An 18,182-nucleotide genomic window follows, 5' to 3' on the forward strand; every position below is an offset into this window, starting at 1 on the left:
TTACCTTTTATTCTTTAATAATTGGGGGATAATACCTAAACTTCGTCCTATTGCCAAATTAATTCGCACCTTTTAGCCAACGTTGTAGTTGATCACGCAAATTCGGTGGCAACCCTTTAATGGTGAGCGTATCACCCACTTCATCCCAGATGACACGTTGGTTAATCAGCTCTGCGTCAAAGCTAATGGTTACCCCTTTGCCTGAGCCAGAAAACTTGGTTAAGCCTTTCAAGGCAGAACGGACTGGGGGAATATGTTCCTCCAAGCCATAATCTTGCGTTTGCGTAAAATCCACAAAAGACTGTTCATTTAGAGTAGGCAGACTGTCGGAAAGTTCCCGCAATTCAATTTCTTCGCCCGCACTCATTTGCCCTTTACAATACTCAAACACTTGCTTTTTCACCGCTTGGGATTGCTCATTATTTAACTCACCTTGCTCGCAATAATCGTTCACTGCTTGTAATAAACATTGATTTTGCAATTGTGGATTTAGCCCTTCTTCTGCCTGTAAGAAATCCATAAAAAAGTCGGCAATTTTCCGCCCGACTTTGCCTTTAATAAAGGTGAGATAGCGATTAGAACTGGCATCAATATGCAAATCCGTCAGGTTAATGCGTGCGGCAATATCAAATTGAGTAAGATCCAAATATTGCGTACGATGAATTTCTAGGTTTTCGTCCACCAACATACTGGCGTGGCTGTCTAGCAAGGCGATAAACAAATAATCCGTCGCTAAAAAATTGTATTGGCACAACACGAATGTGCCACTATCTGCAAAGTTATATTTCCCCAATTCCTGTGCAAGCTTTTGCGCAGATTGGTGACTAAAAGGCAGAAAATCTAAGTCATTTTCGAGAAAACGATTAAGATTTTGCGCAAATTCTGAGGCTTCTTCAAATACACCATAGGCTTTTGCTTTATTTTGATAACCTTGATGCAAATGCAGCATCATTTGTTCTACTTCAGGGCTAATTGGCAACCGTTCATTACGCAGTTGCACATCAAGTTGAATGGCATCTTCTTGTTGGTGTTTTACCAATTGGTGCAACACAATTTGCTTAACCGTAATACTCATTTTTTAATCCATATTTATAAAAATAAATTTGTGCGATATTATAACCGCACTTTCGGCGAAAATATGCTAGCATACGCAAAATTATTCTCAGCCTTCAAATTTAACAACAATATTCATTATGGCGAAACAATCAAAATTCCAAGATAAACACGTTGATACCTTATTAAATGAACTGATTGCCGTGTTTGAAAAACATCAAACGCCGGTAGATTTATCCTTGGTTGTACTGGGTAATATGGTAACCAATGTACTTACCCATAATATGGGGCAACAGCAACGTATCGCGCTAGCGCAGGCCTTTTCTGATGCGTTAATGCGTTCTATCAAAGAGCAAAAATAATACGATGTTTGGCATTAAAACAAGCAAACAATATCGTGAAAACACCTCGCGAAAAATCGCTTGGGGGCATTGGTTTGCTTTTTTTAATATCCTTTGGGCAATTGTGATTGGCGCACGTTATGCCTTTTTGATCGATTGGCCAGACACGCTTTTTGGCAAACTGTATTTTTTCATCAGTTTATTAGGGCATTTTAGTTTTATTGTGTTTGCCTTGTATTTGCTGATTATTTTTCCGCTCAGTTTTATGGTAAAAAACAACCGCACTTTCCGTGGGCTAAGTGTGATTCTCACCACCATTGGGGCAACCCTATTATTAGTGGATACAGAAGTTTTTGCGCGCTTTAATTTTCACCTTTCTTCACTCGTGTGGAATTTATTGGTAAACCCAGACAATGGTGAGCTTTCCCGCAACTGGCAACTGTTCTTCGTGTCGATGCCAATTATCTTATTGATTCAAATGCTGTTTTCTCGCTGGTCGTGGGAAAAATTGCGTAGCCTTGAACGGCAAAAATGGCTTAAAGGTGTGGGGGTATTCTTTGTTTGTACCTTTATTGCCACCCACTTAATTTATGCTTGGGCAGATGCATTTATCTATCGTCCGATCACGATGCAAAAATCTAATTTTCCGCTTTCTTACCCGATGACTGCGCGCTCTTTCTTAGAAAAGCACGGTTTCTTAGATAAAAATCAATATAGTCAAACCTTAGAACAAGAGGGACGACCTGAAGCCTTAAAGATCGATTATCCTAAATCGCCATTGCGCTTTGCCCCAGTTAATCCAAGCAATATTCTGATCATTACCGTATCTGGACTACGTTATGATGCAATTAGTGCTGAAAAAATGCCACAGCTGAGCGCCTTTGCTGAGCAAGCAACGCAATATCTCAATCATTACAGCACGGGCAATAACAATAACACCGCCTTAACGGGCTTGTTCTACGGATTGACGGCGAATTATACCGATAGCTTATTAAGCAACAAAACGCCATCCGTGCTAATTAGCACGCTCAAGCAAGAAAAATTTGCTTATCAACTGGGATTATTTTCCAGCGATGGCTTTCACGCCAGTTTGTTAAGCCAGAATTTGTTTAATCAACAAAAATTAGATCACAATGTCCATAGCAACCGAACAAGCGTGCAACAATGGCATAATTGGTATGCAAAACACAATACAGAAAAACCTTATTTCAGCTATTTGAGCCTGACCATTCCGCAAGGGTTAAATGAGACAGCCTATGCGCTTCAACTGAATGAATTAGATGGCTTGCTAGATGGCGTATTACGCGAAGTCAATCGCCACGACACCCTTATTTTAATTACCGCTGAAGAAGGCTATCATTTCACCTCATTAAGTGAAAAACAGCAAAGTAATTATTTCGCACCAGAAGAAATTCACGTCCCGCTGATTATTGCGTGGCAAGGGTTAGAACAAGGGCAGGTAAAAAAACTCACTAGCCACACAGATATTTTGCCTACATTAATGACACATTTATTTGGCGTGCAAAATCCTGCCTCTGATTATGCGCAGGGAATGGATTTGTTTAACCCCGCATTACGCCGCAGTTGGGTACAGGCAGGAAATTATCGTTGGAATGTGATTGTTACCGCTGATGGCACACAATATCATCTTGATCGCCGTGGAAACTACCAAGAATACGACCGCACTTACCAAAAAACCACCTCACGCACGCCACCGCTTGGTTTGTTCTTAGAGGTATTTAATCAAGATAATGCTTTTTTTGAAAAATAAAAGGAAGACAAATTAAGCAACCAATAGTTAAAACCAATTATATTTTTACTATTGAAGCGCTTATACTATCGCCCCAGTAAAGGCATTTCGCCTTTTTTATTATTCAAATTCATCTGGACAAAATAGAATGTTATTAAGTAAAAATCTGCGAATTTTTCATAACATTACACCACACACCACAAATCAAGAGGCTCATCACTTGAGCGCAAAGCAATTTTCTCTTAATAACACGATCCCACTGTATTGGGATTTTTTCATCTCTAGCCTATTGTCCGCCTCGCTTTCATTATTACGGAGAAAATTATGCGTAATCACGTTCGTAGCTTTAAAACCTATATTCGAGACGAAATTATCAAAAAAGGCGGCTGGGTCAATTCACACGCTCACGCTGACCGTGCGTTCACAATGACGCCAGAAAAAATCGGTATTTACCACAGCAGTAATTTGCAACAAAAATGGGATTTAGTGGACGAAGTAAAACGCACCTCCACCGTAGATGATTACTACGCCCGCTTTTGCCAAGCCATTGAATTAATGATCTCGCAAGGGGTAACCGCGTTTGGTACTTTTGTGGATATCGATCCCATTTGTGAAGATCGTGCCATCATCGCCGCGCATAAAGCGCGTGATGTGTATAAACACGACATCACTTTAAAATTCGCTAATCAAACCCTAAAAGGCGTGATCGAACCCACCGCTAAAAAATGGTTTGATATTGGTGCAGAAATGGTCGATATGATTGGTGGCTTGCCTTATCGCGATGAACTAGATTACGGACGCGGTCTTGAGGCGATGGATATTTTGCTTGATAAAGCCAAATCGCTCGGCATTATGTGCCACGTCCACGTTGATCAATTTAACACCCCGAAAGAAAAAGAAACAGAGCAACTCTGTGATAAAACCATTGAACACGGTATGGAAGGGCGCGTGGTTGCCATTCACGGTATTTCCATTGGCGCACATTCACGCGAATATCGCTACAAACTTTACGAGAAAATGCGCCAAGCCCAAATGATGATGATCGCCTGCCCAATGGCGTGGATTGACAGTAATCGTAAAGAAGATTTAATGCCCTTCCACAATGCCCTCACCCCCGTTGATGAGATGATCCCAGAAAACATCACCGTTGCCATTGGTACGGATAACATTTGCGATTATATGGTGCCACTATGTGAGGGCGATATGTGGCAGGAACTTAGCCTACTTGCCGCAGGTTGCCGTTTCCCTGATTTAGAGGCGATGGTAAACATTGCCAGTATCAATGGACGAAAAGTGTTGGGCTTAGATGCGGCTTAGACGTGACTTAGGCGTTTACGAATAAAAATCCTCCCAAGCACGGAGGATTTTTGCTTTATTAGCCTTGCCTATTTTTAAAGTGCGGTGGGATTTTCAAGCATTTTTACCCCGCAACGTAAATTTTTCTAGGGCGGATCCCGAAATAATGGGGTTAAAAATAGACAAAGTTGCCTACAATATAAGGAAAATTACTTGACAATAAGTAAAATATTCCTAAACCATTTAACCAAGTTTTGCCAAATTTGGGGATTGTTAGACTATTAAGTCGTTAGCGTACCAAATAGTGATACCCCCAAATATCGTAAGTGATTGGCACAATAAAAACCTTATTCAATGACAAAGACACCGCGCCAATTTTAGAATGCACTTCTAATGATATGATCGTTTAAAATGAAAATAAGACAATACGACAACAACCGTGGTGTACAGGGAGTACATAAGAGAGCAGGTAACGCCGTATTATTTTTTATTTGAAATGACGATAAATGGGATGACGTTGGTGATGTAACGCAAAGTACAAACGATTTACTTTATTTGCTCTAACCTTTCGCGTAATGCTTCTGCCGTTTGACAGGTTTTAATATACTCAAACAGCACACTGGCTTGCGGGTAAGATTTTTTCAGATATTGTAACCATTGCTTGGTGCGGGCAATATGATAAAAGCCGGTATCTTGTAGGTTTTCAATATGAGCATAACAGTGTAGCAAAGGCATAACACCTGTTTCCCAATCTAATTTAGCGTGATTAAACTTCACCACTCGGCTTAAATTTGGAATGGTTAATGCGCCACGTCCTATCATCACATCTTGGCAACCTGTTATAGCAAAGCAATCTTGTGCATCTTGCCAGTCCCAAATTTCACCATTTGCGATCACTGGAATAGTTAAACGCTGGCGAATTTCAGCAATCTTCTGCCAGTTGATTTTTTCCGCACGGTAACCATCGGTTTTGGTGCGTCCGTGAATGGTGATTTCTGTGCCACCGCCTTGTTGTACCGCATCAGCAATGTCAAAGGCGTGCGCATCGCTATCCCACCCCAAGCGTACTTTAACGCTCACCACTTGTTCTTTCGGTAATGCTTCGCGTAAGGCTTTAGTGGCTTGGTAAATCAATTCAGGTTGTTTCAGCAGTGCCGCTCCGCCGTGGCTGCCATTAACGGTTTTAGAAGGGCAACCACAGTTAAAATCAATGCCGTGCGATCCTAATTCTGTTGCCAATATGGCATTTTCTGCGAGCCATTGAGGATGTTGTCCGAGTAATTGCACTCGGACAGGTGTCCCCACTGAAGTTCGTCCACCTTGCTTTAATTCTGGGCAGAGGCGATAGAATGTTTTTTCAGGTAAACGTTGATCCACCACACGCACAAATTCTGATACGCAGAGATCATAGTCATTAATTTCAGTCAGAAGTTGCCGCACAAGCGGATCAAGCACGCCCTGCATTGGCGCTAAAAAAACTCGCATTTTTACTCGTTATTAGGCTATTAGTTTGATGAAAAATAAAAAAATGCTGAATTTTCCATCGCACTTTATTTCTTCAGCACAACAGTAAAAAATTCAGCAATTAAGAAAGGCTTATTTCCAGCCCTTCGCCTTACAAATCAGATCATAAGCGGCTTGAATTTGTTGGGTTTTTTCTTTCGCCATTTCAAGCATTTCTTCTGGTAACCCTTTGGCGACTAATTTATCGGGGTGATTTTCATTCATTAAACGGCGGTAAGCACGTTTGACTGTGGAACGATCATCACTTTCACTTACGCCAAGCACATTATAAGCATCTTGCAAGGTTGGGCCAGAGCGTTGTCCTTGATAGCCATAACTACCCTGTTGATAGCCCTCTTGCTGAGAGTCTCCCTGTTGTGAGCCGTTATATTCATAATAAAATCCACCACGGCTGAATTGGCGCGCGGCAATTTCTGCCATCAAAATTTGTTGGAATTGGAAACTGGATAAGCCCAATTCTTCTGCTACCACTTGGAGAACGTCTTTTTCATTTTCGTGTAAGTGATCATCGGCAAATGCGGCTTGTAATTGAATGCGTAAAAACATTCTCAATAAATCATTACGCTGTCCACAAGCGGTGCAAAATTCACGAATGACTTGGCGTAATGGGAAATTAGGATCTTTACCCCGATTAAAGGCGTCTTGCGCTAACTTACGCCCTTTATCATCTAAATTCATTTGATTCATTAGATTGTTCGCAAGGGCGATATCATCTTGCGTAACCCGTCCTTTGGATTTAGATAAATGGCCAAGCACGGCAAATGTGGTCTGCATAAACAAGGATTGGCGGGTTTCTTTGCGTTTAAAAAAACTCGAATTGACACTACCAAGCTCATATAATTTTTTATCGGCTAAATGTCCTAAATAAGCACCACAAAGCCCACCAAAAAAGCCGCCAAAACGGTAGCCAATAAAAAAACCTAATAACTTTCCAATAAAACTCATTCTGTTCTCCAATTTGAATAATAAAGTGCGGTGCTTTTTTAGCGAGATTTACACACCATATTGTTCACGATACGCACGCATTGCGGGCAAATATTGTTGATAATCCGCCTCTTGCTCAATAAATTGCATTAAATCGTCAAAATCAATAATCGACAGCACATTGCATTGATAATCTCGTTCCACTTCCTGAATCGCGGAAAGTTCGCCTTTACCACGTTCTTTACGGTTTAAGGCAATCACCACCGCACTTAATTTTGCTTGATTTTGTGTAATGAGATCCATTGCCTCACGAATTGCTGTGCCAGCGGTGATGACATCGTCCACCAATAGCACATTACCGCGCAATGGGCTACCAATTAAATTGCCTCCTTCGCCGTGATCTTTCGCTTCTTTACGATTAAAACACACGGGCTTATCAATGCCATATTGCTTAAACAATGCCACAGACAGGGTTGTGCCAATTGGAATGCCTTTGTAAGCGGGGCCAAAAATCACATCATAGGCTAAGCTACTGGCTTCAATCGCAGCGGCATAAAACTCCCCTAACCGTGCTAAATCTGCCCCTGTATTAAATAACCCAGCATTGAAGAAATAAGGGCTAATACGCCCAGATTTCAAGGTAAACTCGCCAAATTTTAGCACATTACGACTTAGCGCGAATTTGATAAAGTCAATTTTATAGCCTTGCATTTGCACTCCCTTATGATTAAGGCGATGAATTAAGAATGTTGTAATGCCTCGCGTTGGGCGTTGAAAATCACTTCACAGCCTTGTTTAGCAAGATCTAATAGGGTTAATAATTCTTGGTGAGAAAAGGGTTCTCCCTCTGCAGTACCTTGCACTTCGATCATTCTCCCATCGTCAGTCATCACCACGTTCATATCGGTTTCTGCGTTACTGTCTTCCACATATTCCAAATCGCACACCGCTTCACCTTCCACAATCCCAACCGAGATAGCCGCGACGAGGCCTTTAATCGGGTTGGTTTTTAGTACGCCTTTTTCCAGTAAACCATTGATGGCATCAATTAAAGCAACGCAAGCCCCTGTAATCGACGCCGTACGCGTACCGCCATCGGCTTGAATCACATCACAATCAAGTGTGATTGAACGCTCACCAAGCGCATTAAGATCCACCATTGCACGTAAAGAACGGGCAATTAAACGCTGAATTTCCATCGTGCGTCCGCCTTGTTTGCCTTTTGCTGCCTCACGTTGCATACGGCTATGCGTGGATCGTGGCAACATACCATATTCTGCGGTAACCCAACCTTGATTCTGCCCTTTTAAAAAACGAGGAACAGAATCTTCCACGGTTGCGGTACAAAGCACTTTGGTTTCCCCAAATTCTACCAGCACAGAACCTTCAGCATATTTCGTAAAATGACGGGTGATTTTAATTGGACGTGGTTGATTTAATGGGCGATCATTCGGACGCATTGGAAATTCCTTACTCATTCATAAAATGGCGCTCATTCTAACACGCAAACTGACAGATGAGAAATTTAACGGTAGAATAGACGGCAATTTTTAGCGCACATTAAGGATTTATTATGATTTATAGTATGACGGCTTTCGCCCGTTATGAGATCAAGCAAGATTGGGGTAGTGCAGTTTGGGAAATTCGTTCCGTTAATCAGCGTTATTTGGAAACCTTCTTCCGCTTACCAGAACCATTTCGTGGCTTAGAAAACACCTTGCGAGAAAAATTACGCCAACGTTTAACCCGTGGTAAGGTGGAGTGTAGCCTGCGTTTTGAAAGCACGCCACAAGCCAATGCTAGCCTTACTTTAAACCAGCCATTCGCATTGCAAGTGATTGAATCGTTACAATGGATTAAACAACAAGCCGGTGAGGGGGAAATCAATCTCACCGATGTTTTACGCTATCCCGGTGTTGTGGAAACCCCAGAGCAAGATTTGGATCGCATTGGCCAAGGGTTGCTCGCAGGGTTTGATCTCGCCTTAGAAGAATTTATTGCGATGCGAGGACGTGAAGGGGCGAAATTAAATGAATTAATTCAACAACGTTTAACTGCAATCGCGAGTGAAAGCGATAAAGTGCGGTCAAAAATGCCGGCGATTTTGCAATGGCAACGTGAGCGTTTGCAGCAGCGTTTTGAGGAATTACAATTACAAGCCGATCCACAACGCCTAGAACAAGAAATGGTGCTGTTAGCACAACGTATTGATGTGGCAGAAGAGTTAGATCGTTTACAGCTACACGTGAAAGAAACGCAGCGTATTTTACAAAAAGGCGGGGCGGTAGGACGTAAGCTCGATTTTATGATGCAAGAACTCAATCGTGAAAGTAACACGCTCGCTTCAAAATCCATCAACGCCGAAATCACCAATTCAGCGGTGGAATTAAAAGTGCTTATTGAGCAAATGCGTGAACAAATTCAGAATTTGGAATAATTATGGCAATCATCAATCTTTTACAATATCGTGTTATTTCCGTACAAGGCTTGGAAGCAGAAAAATTTCTGCAAGGTCAGCTCACTTGCGATGTAAACGGACTGGCTGATGGGCAATCCACGCTGACTGCGCATTGTGATCCTAAAGGCAAAATGAGCAGTATTTTTCGTCTGTTGCGCGAAAATGCTGAACAGTTTTATCTGATTGTTCGCCATAGCTTATTACCTTCCGCATTGGATAATCTGAAAAAATATGCGGTCTTTTCCAAAGTGGTGTTTAGTGAACAAGATTGGCAAATTATTGGTGTGCTGGATAAAGCAAAGTGCGGTGCAATTTCTGCGGATTTTTGCGTGGAAATAGGGCAATCTGAACGAGCCATATTATTAAATAAGCACGTACAACAGATTGATTTTACTGGTTCAATAGCCCAATGGGAGCTGGCTGAAATGCAAGCAGGCTACCCTATTTTATCGCCTGAAAGCCAAAATGAATTTATTCCACAAGCGTTAAATTTACAATGTATTGAGCAAGCGATTTCGTTCCAAAAAGGTTGTTATATCGGGCAAGAAACCGTGGCACGAGCGAAATATCGTGGCATTAACAAACGTGCAATGTTCCTATTGAACACACAAACTGATGATCCCGTTCAGCTTGGCTCAGAAATTGAAATGGAATTGGAAAATGGCTGGCGTAAAACGGGCGTTATTCTCAGCGCAGTACATTTTGAGGGCATTTTATGGTTGCAGGTGGTAATGAATAATCAGTTTGAAGCAAGCACGAAATTTCGCCTTTCAGGTTCAGAAACCTTATTAAATCTCGTTGAATTACCTTATCGTCTGTCATAAAAAATTGGGCATTACGCCCAATTTATCTATTCAAACCAAATTAATGACGCCATTCGCCCTGTTTGTTGATCTCGGCGGTAAGAGAAAAAGTTGTCTTTTTCGAGATAAGTGCAATGTTCGCCCCCACTAATCTGCGAAATACCTAATTTGTTAAGGCGTAAGCGCGCGATCTGATAAAGATCGGCAAGGTATTTGCCTTGCTCGTTGGGATCAGACACAAAAGCTTGCGCCGCATTGGGATCTTGTGCGATAAATTGTTGTCGCACTTCTTCACCCACTTGGAAGGATTGAGGCCCTATTGCTGGCCCTAACCAAGCGATAATTTCTTGTGGTTGGGCTTGGAATTGTTGTACCGTTTGTTCTAACACGCCATCACATAAACCACGCCAACCAGCGTGCGCCGCCGCGACTTCATTACCTTGTTGATTCGTAAACAAGACAGGCAGGCAATCTGCGGTCATTACAAGGCAAACTTGGTTCGGTTGATTAGTGTAAACCGCATCAGCATCTAAATTATTGCCCTCGTAAGGTAAGCGAATCACTCTAGTGCTGTGAGTTTGATTTAGGAAAAGTGGAAACTGCGGTAAATGAAAACGTTCCACCAATAAAGTGCGGTTATTTTTTACCGCACTTTTATCATCACCGACGTGATCGCCGAGATTAAAACTATCATAAGGGGCTTGGCTCACCCCGCCTTGGCGTAAGGTGGTCAATGCGTAGATATTTGCTGATGTTTGCCAATTAGGGATAAGCGCATCCATTTTAGTAATCCAATTCCTCTTTATGAATAAGGTAATCTGTTTTTAACGCATTCACTAAGCCAACAAAATCTTCTGGCAATGGGGCATACCATTCCATTATTTCCCCCGTAATCGGATGGGCTAAACGTAACATTATGGCGTGTAAGGCTTGACGTTTAAAATCACGCAAGGTTGCTAAGAATTCTTCACTGGCATTTTTAGGCGGACGTGGACGCCCACCATAGGTTTGATCGCCGAGTAATGGGTGGGCGATATGCGCCATATGCACACGAATTTGGTGTGTTCGTCCTGTTTCAAGGCGTAAACGCAAGCGTGTGTAATTGCGGAAACGTTCCATAATGCGATAGTGCGTTACCGCAGGCTTGCCCATTGGGTGAACCGCCATATGGGTACGCTTGGTCGGGTGGCGCGCCATCGGTTCATCAACTGTCCCCCCTTGGGTCATCACCCCATAAGCAATGGCTTCATATTCACGGGTAATTTTGCGTTTTTGTAGATCACGCACCAATTTGGTTTGAGCTGGAATGGTTTTCGCCACCACCATCAGCCCCGTTGTATCTTTATCTAAACGATGAACGATCCCCGCGCGCGGTACTTCTGCAATGGCAGGATAATGATAAAGTAACGCATTTAAAACCGTTCCATTAGGGTTGCCCGCCCCTGGGTGTACAACCAAATCTTTCGGTTTATTAATGACCAAAATATCATCATCTTCATACACTATATTTAACGGAATAGCTTCTGGCTCAAAGCGGGTTTCATCTTCGACTTCTACGGTAATAGAAATGTGTTCGCCACCATACACTTTACTGCGTGGCACATTGACCACTTCGTCATTTACTTTCACCAGATCACTTTCGATCCAAGTTTTTAACCGTGAACGAGAATAGTCAGGGAACATTTCCGCTAAACTTTGGTCTAAACGTTGTCCCATTTGATTTGGCTGAACGTCTGCTTCTAAAGTAATGTGTGCCATAAATAAAAATCCGTGAATAATTTGCTTATTTAGCAAGGTGCTATAAAATACGGATTATTGTAACTTATTTATTATTGCTCGTAAAAAAAGGATTCATCAATGCGTAAATTAACGTCTTTTACATTCGTTGCATTAACGGCACTTGCCGTAAGTGCTTGTTCTAATTCATCAAAAGAAATAGAGCAAGGCACTGAACAAGAACTTTATGCGAAAGGGCAAACCTATTTGCAAGACGGGGACTATTCCCAAGCGGTACGCTATTTAGAAGCAGTCAAAAACCGTTTCCCTGCAGCAAATTACAGTGAGCAAACACAGTTAGATTTAATTTATGCTTATTATAAATCGCAAGATTACACCAAAACCTTGGTCGCAGCAGAACGTTTTTTACAGCAATATCCAAATAGCCCAAATGTAGATTATGTGATCTATATGGCAGGGCTAACCAATTTTGCTTCAGGCGAAAACTTCTTCCAAGATTTCTTTGGGGTTGATCGTGCTACCCGTGAAAATACCGCAATGAAAGCGGCATTTGCAAACTTCCAAACTCTTGTGGATCATTTCCCGAATAGCACTTATGCACAAGATGCCTTAGCAAGAATGGCTTATATTAAAGCTGCCTTAGCTCGCCACGAACTTGCCATTGCTAAATTCTATATGAAACGCAATGCCTATGTTGCCGTTGCTAACCGCGTAGTCGGAATGTTACAACAATACCCTGACACCCAAGCCACCCTTGAGGCATTGCCATTAATGAAGGAAGCCTATGAAAAAATGAACCTTCCTGATTTGGCAAAACAAACGGAAACCTTGATTCAAGCAAATAAAGATAAAAAATTCAGTGATGTCGAAAAACCAAAAGACGTTAAATTAAATAAACCAAAAGCTTAATCAATGCGCAATAGAAGATGATGAGAAAACCTCTATATTGAAGATAGAGGTTTTTTATTACTTAATTTTTAAGTGCGGTAAGTTATTAGAAAATTTCCAAAAATTTGACCGCACTTAGATTTTTTTTCGTCAGAGTGTAAAATGTATGATAAAGAATTTATTGGCAAATCCGGGAAATCAATATAAAGAATTATGAAGTAATTTGAAGCAGAATGAACGATGCTGAATGATTGAAGTGGTGCCCCCAACAGGACTTGAACCTGTGACCAATCGATTATGAGTCGACTGCTCTAACCGACTGAGCTATGGGGGCGGTGAGAGTTTGCTGATTATAATGAAATCTCCTAGTAAAGTCTATCATTCACCAATTATGCGGTTTAAATTTGAACAAAAAAGCCTGATATGAATGCACACAACGGGGGCAATATGTAATAAATGAATTCTATCCGATATTGGTGCGTTCTCGATCCGTTTAATTTTATAGTGGTTCGATTTTGAAATAAGACTGCGTTGGCTTACTTTACAGTATTTTCTACACGCCGTATCTTGTTTTTTCTGCAATTAAAAAGCCTAGGATACCTAGGCTTTTACACTGTTTAAACATTAAAGAATATTTGTAAATTCTTCCATTACAGATTTTGGCCATACACTCGATTGCACTTCACCAATGTGTTTTTTGTGCAACAATAACATTGCTAAACGTGATTGACCGATACCACCGCCGATAGAAAGGGGTAAGCGACCGTTTACTAAATCTTGGTGCCAGTCAAATTGCAAGCGATCTTCATCACCTGTAATGGCAAGCTGTTTGCGTAAAGCGGTTTCATCAACACGAATCCCCATTGAAGAAAGCTCAAAGGCGCGCTCTAGCGTTGGATTCCATACTAAAATATCACCATTTAAGCCTTTGTACTCACCTTCAGAAATCGTTGTCCAGTCATCATAGTCTGGGGCGCGTTTGTCGTGTGGTTTGCCGTCGGATAATTCACCGCCAATTCCAATTAAGAACACAGCGCCGTATTCTTTACAAATAGCATTTTCACGCTCTTTGTCGTTCATTCCCGGATAGCGTTGAACTAAATCTTCACTATGAATGAAGGTAATGTCCTGCGGTAAAAAACGGGTTAAACCAAATTTTTCACTTACTGCGGCTTCTGTTTCTAATATCGCTTGATAAATAGAACGCACTGTTTCTTTTAAATAAGCAAGGTTACGACGACCTGCAGGGATCACTTTTTCCCAATCCCATTGATCCACATAGACAGAGTGAGTTTGATCGAGGCTATCTTCATCTGGACGTAACGCTTTCATATGTACAAATAATCCTTCGCCTTCGGCAAAACCGAAACGCGCAAGGGTATGCCGTTTCCATTTGGCTAAAGAATGAACGACTTCAAAGGTGGCATCTGTGATCTGCTTCACATTTACTTGAACTGCTTTTTCTGTACCTGAAAGATTATCTTGAATACCATTGCCAACTTGGCTTAGGATAGGGCCTTGAACTTCTACAAGCCCTAAATGTTCCAAAAGTTTTTGGGTAAAGGTGTTTTTAGCAAAGCTAATTTCTTGTTGTTGTAAAATAAATGATTTTTCCATTGTATGAACCTTATTTATTATTGGTTTTGATTTTCGTTGCATATTATTTAATGATACGGGATCAAAATTCAATACCTATAAACAAAAATAAGATTGAAAATGGTTTTTCCATAAAAAAATAGCTATAATTTTAAATTAAATTTAATTTTGGGAAAAGAAAATGCACAATATTGATAACTTAGATAAACAAATCCTCCGTGTATTAATCAAAGATGCGCGTACGCCGTATGCAGAAATGGCAAAAAATTTTGGGGTAAGTCCCGGAACAATTCACGTTCGTGTCGAAAAAATGCGTCAGGCGGGCATTATTCAAGGGACGAAAATCCGTATTGATCAACGTAAATTAGGCTATGATGTATGCTGTTTCATTGGCATTATTCTCAAAAGTGCGAAAGATTACGATAAGGTCATTGAGAAATTAGAAAAATTTGAAGAAGTGGTGGAGGCTTATTACACCACGGGGAATTATTCCATTTTTATTAAGGTGATGACCCACACCATTGCGGAACTTCATTCCGTGCTCGCAACTAAAATTCAGTTGATTGATGAAATTCAATCTACCGAAACCTTAATTTCAATGCAAAACCCGATTTTGCGTGATATTACTCCATAACTTATTCATTTATAACTAAAAATAGGAGTCATTATGTCTGATGTTTTTCACTTAGGTTTAACCAAAGCAATGTTAGATGGGGCGAAACTTGCCATTGTTCCGGGCGCGCCAGAACGCGTTGAGCGGATTGCTCGTTTATTGGAAAATCCAAAATTTTTAGCGGCAACAAGGGAGTTTACTTCGTGGCTTGGCTATCTTAATGGTAAAGCGGTGGTGGTGTGTTCCACAGGAATTGGTGGCCCTTCTGTTTCCATTGCCGTGGAAGAGTTAGCACAATTAGGCGTGCGTACCTTCTTACGCATTGGCACAACAGGGGCGATCCAACCGCATATTAATGTAGGTGATATTTTGATCACCACCGGCGCGGTGCGCTTAGATGGTGCAAGCCGTCATTTTGCTCCATTGGAATATCCTGCCGTAGCCGACTTTACTTGCACCTCAATGCTTCACAAAGCTGCATTAGAAAATCAGAACGCCAAAGTGCATATCGGTATCACCGCGTCATCCGATACATTCTACCCGGGGCAAGAACGCTACGACACTTACACGGGCAAAATTTACCGCCACTATCAAGGTTCATTAAAACAATGGCAAGAACTCAATGTGATGAACTATGAAATGGAAAGTGCAACCTTATTTACAATGTGTTCAGCCTTAGGGTTGCGTGCGGGAATGGTGGCAGGCGCTATTGTAAACCGTACCCAGCAAGAAATTCCAAACGAGGAAACCATTCACCAAACGGAACAAAACGCCATTGATATTGTGGTGAAAGCCGCCGCATTATTAGTTTAATTAAAAAATAAAGTGCGGTGGAATTTTTACCCATTTTTTACCGCACTTTCTTAAATGACGTATCATAATTATGCTGAATTTCAGGCTTTCTTATCTGGTTCTTGTCCCTCCGTGCTCAATAAAAGATTGCAATTTCAGCCATAGATCGTAAAATCCCTTTGTTCGTTGAACAGCTATATCGCAAGTATTGTGTATAGGAAATGATCAAACTGTTTTCAATTCTGGTTTTCATCGTTATACCATTCTTGCCGTTTTCAATTTCTCTTAAGGATTTAAGGAAGGTTAGAAATTTGGCAATTATTTAACGCAATGCGTTTTCTCTCGCCTAATTCCTATAAGGTAGCCCATTTTTAATCGCGAATGGCATAACCTTGCAATCCCTTTTGTAAACAGGAGTTTTTTATGAAAAAAACGATTTTTACTACCGCACTTTTCGCGGCGGCTACGTTGGCAAATGCTACAACGATGCCAAACCCCAATACTACTACGCATACTTATGAGTTCACCCAAACCTATGCGTTGCAAGTTCCCAAAGGCTCATCTGGCACCACCAATTTATGGGTGCCATTGCCTTTTAGCAATGACTATCAAAAAGTAAAATCCATTACATTTGACGGCAATTATCAACAAGCGTACATCACTGAAAATAATCAATATAGTGCAAGTACCTTATTCGCCAGTTGGGCGCCAGATGCCCAAAAACGTGATTTAACAATTACCTTGGTGGTGGAAACGCAAGATCGTGAACCAAAGAAACAAGGGTTACTGAAAGACTATCAAGCCCCACAAAACATAGAATATGGCGTTGATGTGCAACCTTATTTACAGCCAACAAAACATATTAAAATTGACGGAATCGTAAAAGAATATGCCGATAAAATTGTAGGCAATGAAACCAATCCGCTCAAAAAAGCAGAACGCATTCATCAGTGGATTGTGGCGAATATGGAGCGAGATAATTCGGTGTTAGGCTGCGGTGATGGCGATGTAGAAAAAATCTTAACCACAGGTGTATTAAAAGGAAAATGCACCGATATTAATTCTGTATTTGTTGCCTTAGCCCGTGCTTCTGGCATTCCTGCTCGTGAAGTGTTTGGTATCCGTTTAGGTGAAGCCGTGAAAATGGGGAAATATTCTCAGTCTGCGTTTGGCAGTGCCAAAAATAATATAGCCAATGAAAACGGCGGACAACATTGCCGTGCAGAATTTTACCTTGCCGGCTTTGGTTGGGTGCCTGTTGATTCAGCCGACGTAGCAAAATATCGCCTAACAGAGAAAAAAGACGTGGCGGATACAAATACCCAAGCCGTTTCAGATTATTTATTTGGAAATTGGGAGGGGAATTGGATGGGCTTTAATCACGCACGAGATTTCACTCTTTACCCAACGCCAGAACTCTCACCAATCAATAATTTTGGCTATCCTTATGCCGAAGTGGGTGGCGATCCGTTAAATTCATTTGATGCAAAAGAATTTGGCTATGAATTTATCTCACAACAACGTTAATCCGAAAAACGCCAATACCAAATTTTGGGCGATATGTACCACTGCAGTGAGTGCTGCGGTGGCATCAACATTGTGCTGCATTGCTCCGTTATTTTATTTACTCTTCGGCATTTCCAGCACTTGGTTGGTGAGCTTAAATCAGCTTGCCTTTTTACAAATTCCAATGCTTGTGATTTCTCTCTTTGCCTTTGGTTATGGCTTTTGGCTATTGAATTTCTCAGGGAAAATCATTTGTAGCAAATATTTATCACGCCGTATGTTACAAGTTTTATATTGGTTAATGGCGCTGATTATTCTCTTTTTCTTAACCTATCCTTATGTTTTACCTTATATTTTGGATTATTTAGAATGAAAAAAATATTACTTTTTTTAACCGCACTTAGTTTTTCACTATCAAGTCTTGGCGCAGAACGAAAGGTGACATTGCATATTGAAGAAATGAATTGCCAGCTTTGTGTTTATTTAGTCAATAAAGTATTACGTAATATTGATGGCGTGCAATCTACTAAAGCGAATTTTAACTCACGCTCAGTGAATGTGGTTGCAGATGAGAAAGTGAGTGATGAAATGCTGATTCAAGCCATTGATAAACTTCACTACCATGCGGTTGTGCAGAACGTGCAATGATGCGTAGGTGATATCAAAATAATAGGATAATATTTGGCAAGCTCTTATTTTGTTGGTGCATCAGCATGACGCTTTGTATAGCAGGCTCGGTGATTTTTCGCAAAGAGAGTTTCATATCATCACTCGCGTTGTTTCTATTTGGAATAAGGCAAGACGGTTTAGCATAGATAACACAGAAAGTTTGATAAGGTACGCCAGTACGGTTTGATTTAAAGAGAAACGACTTAAGTTTCAACATTATTCAAATGCACAG

At 41.1% G+C, this 18,182-nt stretch carries 19 protein-coding genes and 1 tRNA gene; 11 read left to right on the forward strand and 9 right to left on the reverse strand.

The annotated features are described in order from the left end of the window. Nucleotides 1–58: 58 nt before the first annotated feature. On the reverse strand, nt 59–1,075 hold the full coding sequence (gene yejK, locus L5B83_RS10960) for a nucleoid-associated protein YejK (RefSeq protein WP_265778546.1): 1,017 nt from the start codon (nt 1,073–1,075) through the stop codon (nt 59–61). A gap of 118 nt (nt 1,076–1,193) precedes the next feature. Between yejK and L5B83_RS10965 the strand changes: the two genes are divergently transcribed. From L5B83_RS10965 to L5B83_RS10975, 3 genes are all read left to right on the forward strand, one after another. Beyond that, nucleotides 1,194–1,415: a YejL family protein gene (locus L5B83_RS10965; protein WP_265762391.1), complete on the forward strand. Its 222-nt coding sequence runs from the start codon at nt 1,194–1,196 to the stop codon at nt 1,413–1,415. A gap of 4 nt (nt 1,416–1,419) precedes the next feature. Continuing rightward, nucleotides 1,420–3,165: a DUF3413 domain-containing protein gene (locus tag L5B83_RS10970; RefSeq protein WP_265778547.1), complete on the forward strand. Its 1,746-nt coding sequence runs from the start codon at nt 1,420–1,422 to the stop codon at nt 3,163–3,165. Between the two features lie 303 nt (nt 3,166–3,468). Beyond that, on the forward strand, nt 3,469–4,461 hold the full coding sequence (locus L5B83_RS10975) for an amidohydrolase family protein (protein ID WP_250351095.1): 993 nt from the start codon (nt 3,469–3,471) through the stop codon (nt 4,459–4,461). 525 nt (nt 4,462–4,986) lie between these two features. Here the strand turns inward: L5B83_RS10975 and dusC are convergent. The 4 genes from dusC to rph form a co-directional block, all read right to left on the reverse strand. Next, nucleotides 4,987–5,925, reverse strand: a complete 939-nt coding sequence (dusC, locus tag L5B83_RS10980) for a tRNA dihydrouridine(16) synthase DusC (protein WP_265778548.1) — start codon at nt 5,923–5,925, stop codon at nt 4,987–4,989. A gap of 111 nt (nt 5,926–6,036) precedes the next feature. After that, the gene (gene djlA / locus L5B83_RS10985; RefSeq protein WP_250351428.1) at nt 6,037–6,909 is read right to left on the reverse strand and encodes a co-chaperone DjlA; all 873 of its coding nucleotides are present in this window, start codon (nt 6,907–6,909) and stop codon (nt 6,037–6,039) included. A 48-nt stretch (nt 6,910–6,957) separates the two neighbouring features. Next, nucleotides 6,958–7,599, reverse strand: coding sequence for an orotate phosphoribosyltransferase (gene pyrE / locus L5B83_RS10990; protein ID WP_265778549.1), 642 nt, complete (start codon nt 7,597–7,599; stop codon nt 6,958–6,960). Nucleotides 7,600–7,628: 29 nt separating this feature from the next. After that, entirely contained in the window at nt 7,629–8,348 is a 720-nt protein-coding gene (gene rph / locus L5B83_RS10995; RefSeq protein WP_250351426.1) for a ribonuclease PH, read from the reverse strand. 113 nt (nt 8,349–8,461) lie between these two features. Here rph and L5B83_RS11000 point away from each other — a divergent pair, with 113 nt between their 5' ends. Both L5B83_RS11000 and ygfZ read left to right on the forward strand, forming a co-directional pair. Continuing rightward, entirely contained in the window at nt 8,462–9,325 is an 864-nt protein-coding gene (locus L5B83_RS11000; RefSeq protein WP_265778550.1) for a YicC/YloC family endoribonuclease, read from the forward strand. After that, nucleotides 9,325–10,170, forward strand: coding sequence for a CAF17-like 4Fe-4S cluster assembly/insertion protein YgfZ (ygfZ, locus tag L5B83_RS11005; protein WP_265778699.1), 846 nt, complete (start codon nt 9,325–9,327; stop codon nt 10,168–10,170). Before L5B83_RS11000 ends, ygfZ begins: the two co-directional genes overlap by 1 nt. A 26-nt stretch (nt 10,171–10,196) precedes the next feature. On the opposite strand, the gene pgeF is transcribed toward ygfZ, so the two are convergent. Both pgeF and rluD read right to left on the reverse strand, forming a co-directional pair. Then, entirely contained in the window at nt 10,197–10,931 is a 735-nt protein-coding gene (gene pgeF / locus L5B83_RS11010; protein ID WP_265778551.1) for a peptidoglycan editing factor PgeF, read from the reverse strand. A 1-nt stretch (nt 10,932) separates the two neighbouring features. Then, nucleotides 10,933–11,907, reverse strand: coding sequence for a 23S rRNA pseudouridine(1911/1915/1917) synthase RluD (gene rluD, locus L5B83_RS11015; RefSeq protein ID WP_265778552.1), 975 nt, complete (start codon nt 11,905–11,907; stop codon nt 10,933–10,935). Between the two features lie 99 nt (nt 11,908–12,006). On the opposite strand from rluD, the gene L5B83_RS11020 reads away from it, so the two are divergent. After that, nucleotides 12,007–12,795 carry an outer membrane protein assembly factor BamD gene (locus tag L5B83_RS11020; RefSeq protein ID WP_265778553.1) on the forward strand — a complete coding sequence of 263 codons (789 nt, stop codon included), beginning with the start codon at nt 12,007–12,009 and terminating at the stop codon, nt 12,793–12,795. 236 nt (nt 12,796–13,031) lie between these two features. Here the strand turns inward: L5B83_RS11020 and L5B83_RS11025 are convergent. Both L5B83_RS11025 and asnA read right to left on the reverse strand, forming a co-directional pair. Further along, nucleotides 13,032–13,108 (reverse strand) — tRNA-Ile (locus L5B83_RS11025). 290 nt (nt 13,109–13,398) lie between these two features. Further along, a complete protein-coding gene (gene asnA, locus L5B83_RS11030) occupies nt 13,399–14,391 on the reverse strand; it encodes an aspartate--ammonia ligase (RefSeq protein WP_265778554.1) in 993 nt (330 codons plus the stop codon). A gap of 160 nt (nt 14,392–14,551) precedes the next feature. Here asnA and asnC point away from each other — a divergent pair, with 160 nt between their 5' ends. The 5 genes from asnC (at nt 14,552) to L5B83_RS11055 (ending at nt 17,929) form a co-directional block, all read left to right on the forward strand. Further along, on the forward strand, nt 14,552–15,004 hold the full coding sequence (asnC, locus tag L5B83_RS11035; RefSeq protein WP_250351369.1) for a transcriptional regulator AsnC: 453 nt from the start codon (nt 14,552–14,554) through the stop codon (nt 15,002–15,004). Between the two features lie 33 nt (nt 15,005–15,037). Further along, on the forward strand, nt 15,038–15,796 hold the full coding sequence (gene udp, locus L5B83_RS11040) for a uridine phosphorylase (RefSeq protein ID WP_265778555.1): 759 nt from the start codon (nt 15,038–15,040) through the stop codon (nt 15,794–15,796). Nucleotides 15,797–16,198: 402 nt separating this feature from the next. Next, the gene (locus L5B83_RS11045; protein WP_265778556.1) at nt 16,199–17,302 is read left to right on the forward strand and encodes a transglutaminase-like domain-containing protein; all 1,104 of its coding nucleotides are present in this window, start codon (nt 16,199–16,201) and stop codon (nt 17,300–17,302) included. Continuing rightward, on the forward strand, nt 17,277–17,654 hold the full coding sequence (locus L5B83_RS11050; protein WP_265778557.1) for a mercuric transporter MerT family protein: 378 nt from the start codon (nt 17,277–17,279) through the stop codon (nt 17,652–17,654). The genes L5B83_RS11045 and L5B83_RS11050 overlap by 26 nt, the downstream gene beginning before the upstream one ends. Then, nucleotides 17,651–17,929 carry a heavy-metal-associated domain-containing protein gene (locus L5B83_RS11055; RefSeq protein WP_265778558.1) on the forward strand — a complete coding sequence of 93 codons (279 nt, stop codon included), beginning with the start codon at nt 17,651–17,653 and terminating at the stop codon, nt 17,927–17,929. The genes L5B83_RS11050 and L5B83_RS11055 overlap by 4 nt, the downstream gene beginning before the upstream one ends. Nucleotides 17,930–18,182 lie beyond the last annotated feature (253 nt).

Source organism: Avibacterium sp. 21-599, assembly GCF_026226765.1.
In the GTDB taxonomy this organism is placed as follows: domain Bacteria; phylum Pseudomonadota; class Gammaproteobacteria; order Enterobacterales; family Pasteurellaceae; genus Avibacterium.